We start from the raw sequence: 10,695 nt of genomic DNA, 5'->3' as shown, positions 1-10,695 counted from the left end.
GCGCAAGGCGGCCAGTTCGTCCTGCGCGGCCTGAGCGGCTGCGCGAGCTGTCTGCTCGTTGCGGCGAGCTTCTTCCAGCTTGGAGTACGGGATGGTGTGTTTGCCATCCTTGGCCAGGATCACGGCGTTGGCCGGGTCCGGTTCGTTGCTCGCTGCTGGCGTCGATTCGCCATCGTTCGTTGAAGGTTGACGCTCGGCGTCCGGTGTGGTGGTGGTCCCTGCATCAGCGGGTGTGGCGCCGGGCTCGCCACCTGCATCCGGCAACGTGGTGCCGGTATCGCCCTCTACCAGTTCGAGGAACTGGGCCGCCTGTTCTGGGGTCATCACGCCGTTTTGCGCGTGCGCTTGGAGAAACTCTTGTTGAGTTGTGCTCATGTCTGTCCCACCACATATCGCCGTGGCCGCATGGGTTCAGAGCATTCGAGTGACGCGGGACCAGGGCCGAAACCCTGATCCCATGCCGCTCTCCAGCTACGGGAATTGGCCGACTCATCACGAGTGGGCTGCTTCGCTTGGACTTACGCCCTTGCTTGAGATCACACTGTGCCCGGGTGTGCCGCCGGGGCCAAACCAGAGTGGGGGGATACACGCGCCGGGCGTGAAAAAGCCACCTCGGTGGGTGGCTTCTTTTGGTGCTGCGCGCCCTGCCCCGCTACGCTGCGACTCCTTCGATGTTGTCCGTGGTGGTCGGTGTCTCAATGCCCTGCATTCCCTGCTCTGGCGCCTGGGGAACGGGCGGGAATGTCGGGCTGGTGTTCTGCTGCACGCCAGGCGGCAGCGGTTCCGGTCCTGGCTGCACTGGTATCGGTGCCGGGCCGATCGGGTAGTTCGGATCATCGCCGCCGGGTGAAGGTTTCTTGTACCCGGCGCTCTGCATGATGGCGTCCGCGATGGGCGCAATCTGCGGCATCTGTGCCACCTGCGCCCCGCCCTGCATCGCGCTGAACGCCGCCTGTACGCCGATCTGTACGGCCTGGGCCATGATCTGCTGGATCTCGGCGTCGGTCTTGCGCTCTTTCATGTCAAGCTCGCGCACCTTGAGGTCGTGGCCTGCCGCCACCAGGGCCTTCTGGATTTCCTCCTTGATGCGCTTCTCGATGGCCTCGGGGGTTTCCTGCGCCGACACCGCGCGGATGGCACGCACCACGTCGCGTTTGAACGGCACGTCCATGAGAGCCACCATGAAGGGCAGCACGGCAGCCTGGTACTCGGGTGGCAGGCTCTTGGTGGTTTCCCCCAGGGTGCGCAGCTGGCCAGCGCGATAGGTGGTGCTGCTCGGAACATCGGACAGCCCCACCTTGAGCATGGTCCGCATCAGGTCGTTGGAGAGGTAGGCCATGCCGGTATCCGGGTCCACCTCTGGCTTGTTGAGCACGATCACACGGTCTGCTGTCACCCCGTCCTGGCCCTCGATGGTGATGGTTTGCTGCTTGCTGCCCCAGTCGGCCACGATCAGTGAAGCCAGCAGCTCGCCAACACGAGTGCGCGACTGGCGGTAATTTCCCATCAGCGTGCCCAGCGATTGATTCGTCTGCTCCACCTGGGTCGCCTCCTGCACACCGCTGGTGGCGGTACCGCTTCGGCCCTGGAACCCACTGGTGATGACGCTCACACGCTCGATGGCAAGGCGCGCATCCTGCAGCAGCTGGAATTGCTGGTCGGTGAGCTGGAAATCGCGGTGCACCTTGAACGTGGCGCCAGGGTGCTGCATGTGCTCTGCATCGAGGATGATGTCCGCGTCAGGACGAGCGATCTGCTGGCGGAACTGGGCATCGGTCATGGCCACGGCGCCCTTGGTGCGCTCGGTCCGCACCACGCTCATGCCCCAGCGCAGCTTGCCGGTGCCGCTGTTCACGCTGTCCTGCTGGTAGATCATGGAGCGCGCATAGCCGTAGGGCACGCCGGTACGATCCTCGCGGAAGGCGATGAATGGAACGTAGGGGAAATAGCGGTGCGTGTACGGGCTCGGGCCATCGTGCAGCCGGTGCGGTCCCAGCCAGTAGGACATGCGCACCCGCGCCACGGTGGCAATGGTCACTTTCGATACGCCGGTGGTCACCGCGTAGAGGTGTGCTTGGTTGTTCTCGTCGAACTCCACCACGCGGCCGTCCGGGCTGGTGAGCACTGCCACCTGCTCCCAGCGGCGGTACCACAACTCGGACAGGCACAACTCCTTGCGCGTGGGGTCGTACCAGCGGGACTCCTCAATCGACCAGCTGCGCGCCTCGGCCCAGGCGTTGGTGAGGCCAGTCGATGCACCGCCATCCAGCGCAGCCAGGCTGTTCTGGTCGCCCCACCACTGAGAGCCACTGCGCCCGCAAGCACGGATCAGGTCTTTGTGCTTTGGGAAGGCCGCCATGATTCGCTCGGGGCGCAGCCAGCGTGAGCGCTTGAACCACCGGGCCTTGTCCAGCAGGGGGTCTGCCTCGCCGCCTGCCATGTCCCAGTGGCATTCATTGCGGTGCACGGCAGTGCAGCGGTAGGGGTAGAGAAATGGGTCGGACTCCTTGCTCACCTCCACAAAGCCCACGCCAACGGCTGCCATTGGCCGGAAGGCAGCACCACAGGCGGCGTCCGCCTTGGATTGCTTCTCCGCCTGGTTGAGCTGATAGCCAAGGGCATCGGCCACATCCTGCCCGCTCGGCCCTGAGTCGGGCGTAACCTGCCAGTCGGTGCGCGTGGCTTCTTCGTAGCCGGTCAGCGCCCGGATGGCCGGGCCCATCAGATCCTCAATGGCGGGCGGGATGCCGATGGCCTGCTGGCGGCGCAGCAAGTCGCTGTCCAGCTGGTTGCCATCCACATAGTCCATTTCCTTGTCGGCGTTCGCCCGAAATCGCGGCTGTTCCTCGATCTCGCGCAGGATGCAGGTGTATTCCTCCAGCTCCATGGGACCGGTGGATTCGTTATCGGCGGCGTTGTAGTCGTTGGTCATCATGGGAGGCCTCACAGGCGCCAGTCAGGCGGTGGTGGTGGTTCGTACTTGTGGGTTTTGGCACCGATGGAGCCCAGCTCTTTCTGCTGTGCCCACTGGCGCAGGGCGTCGGCACCTTCGCTGCAGCCGTTCGACTTGTCGGGCTCGTCGGTGAAACGGTTGTCTGCGCGGTTGAAGCGCTTGCGGTAGCCCTCGATGCGTGCAATGCCCTTCTTGCAACGCGTCTTGTCGAAATAGGCGGTCTTGAGGTGCTTGCGCGTGGCCTGGATGCCCGTAATGAGCTGCGTTACCAGGGGCACGATGTGGAACTTCTCGCCTGGCATCAGGTCCTGCAGCTGCTCCTTGATTGACTTGTTGTAGTCGCTCAGGCGCTTGTGGTTGGCGTCGTGCGGCAGGTAGTGGCCGCCGAACAGGTAGCCCAGCTTGCGGAGTTCGGCCACGTAGTAGCGCAAGTCCTCGTTGTGGGCTTCCAGGTAGTCGATGAATCGGTCCTCGCCCCGCAGCTCCTGCCAGAACCAGACCGCACACCCATCGCTGCGCCCCACGTCCCAGAACGTGTAGACAGGAGCGTCCAGCACCAGCACATCGCAGATCCCGCCACGCTTGCGTAGGGCCACCATGTCCTTGGCGTAGTAGTTGCCCTCGGTGGACATTTGGAAAGCCTCGTCCGGGGTGGACGGGTATTCCTGCCACATGCGCTCTTCAGCGCCCGAAAAGTCGGCCTGCTTGGTCGCCACGTACCAGGCGCGCTGGTCGGGGTCGATGCGGCAGTCCATGGCCACCTCGATGCCGTCGAAGTATTCATGCTCTTCCAGGGTGACGGCCACCGTGCGGCTGTCGAGGCGGTACTTGGGCTCCTGCCACCAGGCATAGAAGTGAAACCGGTAATCCTTGGGCGTGAGCGGCAGCTTGCTGGCCAGCAGCTTCTGCGCCTGCTCCACCATGCGGAAGAACTCGCCTTCGCGGCCCTCGGCGGTGGACTCGATCACCAGGACACCATTCGTGGGCACCGCAGGGATAGATCCGGTCACAACCTCCTTGGCCTTGTCCGGGTACTTCGCGCAAATCTTGCCGAACTCGGACACATGCAGCCGGTGGATGGTCCCGGAGCGCATGGACGTGGCCACGCGAATGCTGCTGTTGTTGTGCGCGAAAAGCAGTTCGTCGGCGTTGTCGGCCTCCAGCGGGAAGCGCTCGCGCAGCTGCTCGGGCAGGTTGTTGTAGGCGAACTTCACCTTGTCGCGGAAGATCACCTTGGCCGCGTCACGGTCCTGGGCGATGATCCCGCAGCGCTGGTCGGCGTTGAACAGGGCATGGTCCAGCCACAGGATGGCAATCAGGGTGGTGAAACCCAGCTGCCGGGCCTTGAGAATCAGGTTGCGGTGCCACAGGCGCTTGATGAATCGCCGCTGCGCCCGGTTGGGCTTGAACGGCATGACCATCGCCTCTTCGGCCTCGTCATCGCCCTTGACCATGATCTTGTAGAGGCAGCCGGAGAACAGGCGCCACTCAGGATCGGCCAGCTTGAGCGCAAGGTCGGCCTCGTCCGCTGGAAGGGGAACCAGCGGCTCGTTGTGGACGATGATGGGCACGGCGTCGGACATGGGGGTCAGTCCTCGTCGTGCTCTGGGTCATGCGCCACGGGCTTGAACGTGCTGTTCGTGCCGCCCGTGATGGTCTGCAGCAGGGCGGTGAGCGGGTCAATCTTCTGCTCGTTGTCCTTCTGGTAGAGGCCCAGATGCTTGAAAACCTTTTCGAGGGCCGCGCCCTTGTCCTGCATCTTGATCTCGATGCCATCCTTGGTCTGCTTTGCGCCCGCATACAGGGACACAGCTGCAGGGCTCAAGTTGCGCGTGTCGCCCAACACCACGCGCGGCTGGCCATCGCCACCGCACTCAGGGCAGGCAGCGAAGGGCATGCGCAAGGGGTCGTAGCCAATGCCGCCCTTTTCGTCGAAGTCGGCGGGGGCGTTGTCCTTCTTCTCGGCCCAGGCCTCGCGGTCGCGGTTCATTTCGCCCACGGTGCGCTGGTATCGGTTGCCCTCGCCATAGCAGTAGCGGCAGCAGCCCACTTTCACCTGCACCAGCTCGCGGGCGTCTGCGATGGCCACGTTCCAAGCCTCGCGCAAAGCTCTGTCTGCAGTGATGCCAGTGCGCTCTGCCCGCTCCTGCTGTGCTTTGGCTATTGCGGCCTGGATGTGGGGTTTTGTTAGGTTCTCGTGCCCGATGTAGCGCGCCGTCTTTTCGCTGTACCCGGCACGAATGGCAGCCTGGGTGGCGTTGAGGTCAATCAGGTACTCACGGACAAAGCACTCCTGGCGCGGCTCCAGTGCAGCAGGCGCTGGACTGAGCGTTGCGGCTGCCTTGGTTGGCGCCGCAGGTTTCTGGCGCTTTACCGGCTTGGCCTTTGCCTTACTTGCGCTGACAGCTATCTTTTTCGGAGCACGAACGGCTGCGCCCGCTGCCTTCTTAGGTGCAGCGGTCTTCTTTGCCTGGGGTGTCTTTGCGGGTGGCGCCTTCTTTGGCGCTGGTTTGGGTGCCATGGGCCGGGATGATTCCCAGCCAGTGCAATGGCGTCTAACCAGAGTGGGGGGCGTCGATAAAATCTCGATCAGATAACAGGGGTGTCACATGATTGAGTTGCTTGATTCGGATCGTCTTGCCGCGAAGTTCGGCAAGTGGCGTGGGGCCATCGTGGGGGTGTGCGCCACATTGCTGGTGGTAATGGCCGCTGCGATCATGAAGCTGGTCGAGATCATCACGAGGGCCCGGCCGCAGCTGCAGAGCCCTATTGAACTGATGCCAGGCGCCTATTGGTTTGCGCTGGCGTTAGTGGGTCTGTCCTCTGTGCTCTGGCTCTGGGCGGTCGTCCTGTTCTACAAGGACCAGGTGCACGAGGCCTACCGTGACGCAGCACACCGGCACAACAACCGCCTCTGGGAAAACAACGCCTAGCGTCTACTGGTGCTCCAGCAGGTTCAGCTGGGGCGTTTCCCTGCTTGCGGGGGTTGGAATCAGGGCGCGTAACGCCTTGATCTGGCTGCGCGCGTCCTTCAACTCGCGGGCCAGCTCGTGGCACAGCACCACGGCACGGTTTGCGGCGTCGGTCTGGGCCAGCTCCTGCAGGTGTCCGGCGAACTCGCGGGCGATCACGCGCGCCTCCCCCGGTGTCAGCTCCAGCATGTCGCTGCCGATCTCCAGTCGCACCAGGCCATCGGGGAGCACCGTTTTGCTGAATGGGCGCGTGGCTGGGAATTGCTCGATCACCTCCAGCTCGCCATTGCCTGCGCGGCGCAGCTGGTCCTTTTCGATGAAGCGCTCCACATGGTCGTCCACGATGCCGGGCTTCAACCCCGTCAGGTCGGCCAGGGCGCGGCGGTTGATGCGGCGCTCCGAGTTGCGCAACTCAATGATCGTGTCCCAGATCAAGTGACCATTCGCAAAGCGGTCACGCTTCGTGGGTTCCTCGTTCGCAAGTAGCGCGCCAGGGCTCAGGTGTGATTGCTGTTGGGTCATGGTGGCTCTCCGCTGTATCATCCGGTTGCTCAGGTCGAAAGATCGGGAGGCCCGCCATGTGCGGGCTTTCTTTTTTCTACGCGCCCATTGCGCGCGATCCCAGCGCCCACACGCTGCTGGGCACGCGGTTGCAGCGGGCCATGGCCAGCACCTCTTCGCCGGTGTAGCGGGGTTTCAGCAGCACCTCGTCGTCATCCTCAATGGGCTCTGGCTTTACGTTTCGCGCTGCAAACCGGTCGCGCCAGTCGGGAGCAGCTTGATAAAGAACGGGGTGCACCGTGCGGTCAGCGATCAGCAGCCCCTGGTAGGCGGCACGGCTGCAGTATTTCGCGGCGTTGCTGGTGGTCTGCGGGCCATCCATTCGCGCACGGACCATGGGCGATGTAGCCTTGCCCAAGCGCTCCGTGATTTCGCACACTTCGCGGATGCGCTCCCCATTGCTCAGACGCGGGTTCTGTGGATTGCGTGGCATATTCACTCCTGTATTGATAGCTTGCTGCGCAGTATTTGCGGACGCTAGCTGCCGATTTGCTTAGAAATTTCGGGGGTGCGATCGGACTTGTCGCCCGGCCATAGCGGCAGGTTCTTGGGCCACAGGCCCAGGCTGTGCACCATGGCTCTCGTCTGCGCGCCCCATGTCCGCATAGCCTCGCGGTGGGCATCCCGGCCGCCGGGCAGCAGGCGGTACTGGTCGAACTTGATGTGACAGCCTTCCTCGCCGGGGCGGGCGCAGCACAGCGGCACGCCGGTGCGGTCATCGGTCTTGAGTCCCATGCCCTTGCCCTCGTTGCCGTGGGCGTGCTGGCTGTAGCCGTAGATCCCGCAGGCTGCGCATGGCAGATTGGCCACAGCGCGGCGGTAGGCTTCGCTGGTCGCTGCGCACTCCTTGGCGATGGGCGCGGCGTAGGCAGTGGCGCAGGCGATCACTGATGCACGGGGTGTGACTGATGCCAGCGCGCGCGCTGCGCGTTCTTCAAGGCGCTGGTCGCGGCACATGTTGGCCGATGGGCCAAGGGAGCGGGATTTGAATACCGTGCGCCTGAGTGGGGCGGATCGCTTCACGGCGTGAACCCCTCCAGCATCTGCATGCGCGCGTGTGGCGCGAGGTGCGGCCAGAGAAACCCCTGAGCGTGTGGCGTCATGAGGAAGTCGCGGATGGCACGGTGCACCTCGATGAATCCCTGCTCGTCCAGCGCCACCCAGGCGATGGAGCGCGGGATGGCGACAAGCACCCCGTCGCGGCCGGGCATCAGGTCCACAAACCCAGCTCCCACTTTCAGCCACTCCAGCAGGCGGTCCTCGTCGTCAAACCGCTCCTGGCGCTCAAACAATTCGCCCAGCCGGGCGAAGAAGAAACGGTGGTGCTGGGGGCTGCGCGGCAAGCGGTAGCTGAACCCCATGGTTTCGCCGGGCTCCAGCCCTGACACCACGCGGCGGAACTTGTCCCAGGCGCGGCGGCCTTTCGCGCCGTGGCCTTGCAGCTTCCCCTGCTCGTCGCGGTACACGATCAGCTCAGGCATGCTCCACCTCCGCGAACAGATCCAGAGTCTGCGGGTCGGGGCGGCGCGGGCCAGCGCTCGGCTTTGCCAGGCGCAGCACGCCCGACTTCTTGCGCGCCAGCTCCAGCAATCCCGCCTTGCGTGCGCAGGTGGGGCCGATGGGTAGGGCGCCGATCATCACGGCGGCCTGAGCCATGGGGCGATTGCAGAATGCGCAATGCAGGGTCATCGCGCGCTCCGGTACGGCCACGCCACCATCGCGGCGTCGCGTGTGTGCTCATTGCTGCTGCCTTCCCAGCCGGTGATGGCGGCGAAGGCCTCGGCGTTGACCTTGGCCCCCTTCCCTGCCGGGCTCACTCCGTGGGCTGCAATGCCCAGCTCACCACAGACAGCGGTGATGAGGAAGCACCAAGCATCGACCTGTCCCACGTTGCGGGCCATCTTTGCGCTGGCCGCCCCGCTCTTGCCCCGCGTCCAGGTGTGGGACTGCAGGCGCGAGTCCTCGAACACCACGCGGGCGGGCTTCACCTCGCGCAGTACGCGCTCAATCTCATGGGGGGCGATGGTTTGCAGGGTCGCCAGCTTGCCCCCGATGAAGGTGGCCACGCCGGTATTGGCGCCAGGGTCCATGCCCAGGATAGTGCTCATGCGGGTGTTCCTTCCGTCTGGTTCGGTGCCAGCTGCCACGCGGCCAGCTTCGCCATGCGCCGGATTTCCGGCTCTGGTAGGCCCAAGGCCACGGCCTGCGCCAGTGCGGTGCGGCAGCGCTCGCGCGTTTCCGTAGGGCCCAGCCGCAAAGTGCGCTGGATGAACTGGATGCGCCGGGCGGCGCAGTGCAGGCAGCCATCGGCAAAGAAGCGGTGGAACTGCGGCGCCTCGCGGCCCTCGTTGCAGCAGTGGCAGGTCATGCACCGGCGGACTCCAAGGTCAGGTCGCCAGTCACCCACAGGGCCAGGCGGATGCGCGACTTCGCTACAGGATGGCCGGCGCGTACCAGGTCCAGCAGGCGGTTTGCTTCGGCACGGGTCATTGCCATGACATGTGACCTTCCAGTCCCAGCGCCTCACGCGCAAAGCGCAGCGTGATGGGGCGAATCCGATCACCGGCAGCTGCACGATCAACAATCCGCTGCGCCCATTCCTTCGGGTTGTGCTTCGGCGCAAAGGCCGATTTCAGGTCGGTCTGCTTTGCGATCTCTGCGGCCACCTTCGCGGGGTCGGCCTTGGGCGCCTCCAGGCGGGGGGCCTCCGGCAGCGGCGCCCGGCGAGCGATGGCTCGGAACTCGATGACCGTTGGCGGCTTCTGTGGCAGGTTCGCCAGGGCGTAGGCGATAGCCTCGGGATGCGCGTCAAAACCGGAAAGCTCGTGGCTCCAGTCGGTTTTCACATCGCCCAGGTCGATGCCCTCCCAGCGCCCGATGAAGTCCCGGCCATAGGCCAGACTCAGCTTGGCGAAAATCTTGTCGGTCCATGCCGATGGCAAGCTCATGTGGTCACCTCGATTGCTTTCACATCGACCACCCGAGACTGGGCATCGACGGTTCTGAAAAAGTCCGCTGCGTCCTGCTGCGGGGCGGTTGGGGCACGGCGCGCGATCTCTGGCGCGGCCTCCTGCATTCGCTCGCGCATCGAGCGCTGGTAGGGCGTTTCCACTGCCGCCTGGCCTTGTGCACGCTCGTCGGGCTTGAGCCATGCCGCCTCCAGCCCCTGCGAGCCACGGCGGCACCAGACGCGTAGAAAGCCCTCCAGGGTCATCCCGGCCTTGGCGCATTCGCGTTTGGCTTCGTCCACCACCGTCTGGGTCACCGGGGCCCGCTTGGCCTTACGCAGCTTCAGGAAGTCGGCCCAGGTCTGCGGCTCAACGTCGTCAGGTTTGGCAATGTCCGGCTGCGATGGGGTGGCGGCACGCTTGCGTGGCGCTCTCTCTTCTTCTTTATTGGTGTTGGTGTTGGTGTTGGTAGAGATAGCCGTTGCAGGTTCGTCACTAGAAACGACCTGTTCGCGTTGCAGGTCCGTTGCAGGCGGCGTTTCTGGTGGATTTGCTGGCGTTGCAGGTGTGTTGCAGTGCTGCTCGAACAGCCGTTGCAGCTCCTTCATGGGTACATCCCATGCGGGCACCACCTCCACCGCGCGCAACGCGGCAAACATTTGTGCTCGGCGCTCTCGGTAGCGGCGCATGCGCTCTGTTTCGTGGCGGTCCTTGTCCTCTTGCGCCGACTGCTTGACCCGCATGGAGTCAATCTCCGCATCGGCCCGCACGTTGATCCATCCGGCGCTGGTCAACTCGAAAAACTCGTTCAGCACAACCTCAACGGCCTCGCGCTGTTCATCAGTGGTTGCCAGCACCAGGCGGCACACCGCGCGCAGTTCAGTGGGCAGCGGCTTTTCGGTGGTGTAGTAGGTATCGAGCAGGCGCCGATACGCAGCATCCTCGGTCCACGTCAGATGCCGGGTGGCACTGAGGTAGTCACCGATGTGGAAGGGGTAGTAGTTCATGCGGACACCAACCCCCTCGCATATCGCCAGTGCAGTCCCTTGTGCTTCTGTTGACGAATGCCAGTGATCGCGTGGGCAATTGATGCTGGCTGGTATCCGCGCGATCGCGCTTCCTCAGCAGAGCCAAAGCGCACGACAACATTGCCGCCTTCATCAACGCCCTCAATGGGCTTTGAATTCGGGTTCGTCGGTCCTGGCAACAGGATTGCCTGCCTATTGTTTAGAACGTGGAAGCTGTGCTTCTTGTTCTCAGA

General features: G+C 64.1%; 15 protein-coding genes and 1 pseudogene. 1 reads left to right on the top strand and 15 read right to left on the bottom strand.

The genetic code is table 11. The features are described 5' to 3' along the window. The 4 genes and pseudogenes from DBR23_RS10075 to DBR23_RS10060 form a co-directional block, all read right to left on the bottom strand. Positions 1-375, bottom strand: a pseudogene (locus DBR23_RS10075) (hypothetical protein); the annotation flags it as partial. 277 nt (positions 376-652) lie between these two features. Next, complete coding sequence (locus DBR23_RS10070; RefSeq protein ID WP_108498151.1) at positions 653-2,935, bottom strand: hypothetical protein; 2,283 nt, start codon at positions 2,933-2,935, stop codon at positions 653-655. 8 nt (positions 2,936-2,943) lie between these two features. After that, a complete protein-coding gene (locus DBR23_RS10065) occupies positions 2,944-4,536 on the bottom strand; it encodes a terminase (RefSeq protein ID WP_108498150.1) in 1,593 nt (530 codons plus the stop codon). A gap of 5 nt (positions 4,537-4,541) precedes the next feature. Continuing rightward, entirely contained in the window at positions 4,542-5,474 is a 933-nt protein-coding gene (locus tag DBR23_RS10060) for a terminase small subunit (protein ID WP_108498149.1), read from the bottom strand. Between the two features lie 88 nt (positions 5,475-5,562). Between DBR23_RS10060 and DBR23_RS10055 the strand changes: the two genes are divergently transcribed. Further along, entirely contained in the window at positions 5,563-5,886 is a 324-nt protein-coding gene (locus tag DBR23_RS10055) for a hypothetical protein (protein ID WP_108498148.1), read from the top strand. 3 nt (positions 5,887-5,889) lie between these two features. Here the strand turns inward: DBR23_RS10055 and DBR23_RS10050 are convergent, their stop codons facing one another. The 11 genes from DBR23_RS10050 to DBR23_RS30470 all read right to left on the bottom strand — a co-directional run. Further along, a complete protein-coding gene (locus DBR23_RS10050; RefSeq protein WP_108498147.1) occupies positions 5,890-6,447 on the bottom strand; it encodes a hypothetical protein in 558 nt (185 codons plus the stop codon). Positions 6,448-6,523: 76 nt separating this feature from the next. Next, positions 6,524-6,919 (bottom strand): hypothetical protein, encoded by a 396-nt coding sequence (locus tag DBR23_RS10045; RefSeq protein WP_108498146.1) that lies wholly within the window; start codon positions 6,917-6,919, stop codon positions 6,524-6,526. Positions 6,920-6,963: 44 nt separating this feature from the next. Further along, a complete protein-coding gene (locus DBR23_RS10040) occupies positions 6,964-7,443 on the bottom strand; it encodes a hypothetical protein (RefSeq protein ID WP_233250377.1) in 480 nt (159 codons plus the stop codon). Positions 7,444-7,505: 62 nt separating this feature from the next. Further along, positions 7,506-7,967, bottom strand: a complete 462-nt coding sequence (locus DBR23_RS10035; protein WP_108498145.1) for a DUF1367 family protein — start codon at positions 7,965-7,967, stop codon at positions 7,506-7,508. Next, a complete protein-coding gene (locus DBR23_RS10030; protein WP_108498144.1) occupies positions 7,960-8,142 on the bottom strand; it encodes a hypothetical protein in 183 nt (60 codons plus the stop codon). Before DBR23_RS10030 ends, DBR23_RS10035 begins: the two co-directional genes overlap by 8 nt. Positions 8,143-8,171: 29 nt before the next feature. Beyond that, the gene (locus DBR23_RS10025; protein WP_108498143.1) at positions 8,172-8,594 is read right to left on the bottom strand and encodes a hypothetical protein; all 423 of its coding nucleotides are present in this window, start codon (positions 8,592-8,594) and stop codon (positions 8,172-8,174) included. After that, the gene (locus DBR23_RS10020) at positions 8,591-8,854 is read right to left on the bottom strand and encodes a hypothetical protein (protein WP_108498142.1); all 264 of its coding nucleotides are present in this window, start codon (positions 8,852-8,854) and stop codon (positions 8,591-8,593) included. Before DBR23_RS10020 ends, DBR23_RS10025 begins: the two co-directional genes overlap by 4 nt. Beyond that, positions 8,851-8,982 carry a hypothetical protein gene (locus DBR23_RS32130; RefSeq protein ID WP_255581643.1) on the bottom strand — a complete coding sequence of 44 codons (132 nt, stop codon included), beginning with the start codon at positions 8,980-8,982 and terminating at the stop codon, positions 8,851-8,853. The genes DBR23_RS10020 and DBR23_RS32130 overlap by 4 nt, the downstream gene beginning before the upstream one ends. Then, on the bottom strand, positions 8,973-9,434 hold the full coding sequence (locus DBR23_RS10015) for a hypothetical protein (RefSeq protein ID WP_108498141.1): 462 nt from the start codon (positions 9,432-9,434) through the stop codon (positions 8,973-8,975). Before DBR23_RS10015 ends, DBR23_RS32130 begins: the two co-directional genes overlap by 10 nt. Further along, positions 9,431-10,441 (bottom strand): YdaU family protein, encoded by a 1,011-nt coding sequence (locus tag DBR23_RS10010; protein WP_108498140.1) that lies wholly within the window; start codon positions 10,439-10,441, stop codon positions 9,431-9,433. The genes DBR23_RS10015 and DBR23_RS10010 overlap by 4 nt, the downstream gene beginning before the upstream one ends. After that, positions 10,438-10,695: hypothetical protein (locus DBR23_RS30470; RefSeq protein WP_233250376.1), on the bottom strand; the 258-nt coding region annotated here is incomplete at its 5' end. The genes DBR23_RS30470 and DBR23_RS10010, both read right to left, overlap by 4 nt.

Origin of the sequence: Acidovorax sp. HMWF018 (genome assembly GCF_003061035.1) — a bacterium.
GTDB classification, from domain to species: domain Bacteria; phylum Pseudomonadota; class Gammaproteobacteria; order Burkholderiales; family Burkholderiaceae_C; genus Acidovorax; species Acidovorax delafieldii.
The sequence above is the reverse complement of the archived record's forward strand: the minus strand, read 5'-3'. Positions and strand labels throughout refer to the sequence as shown.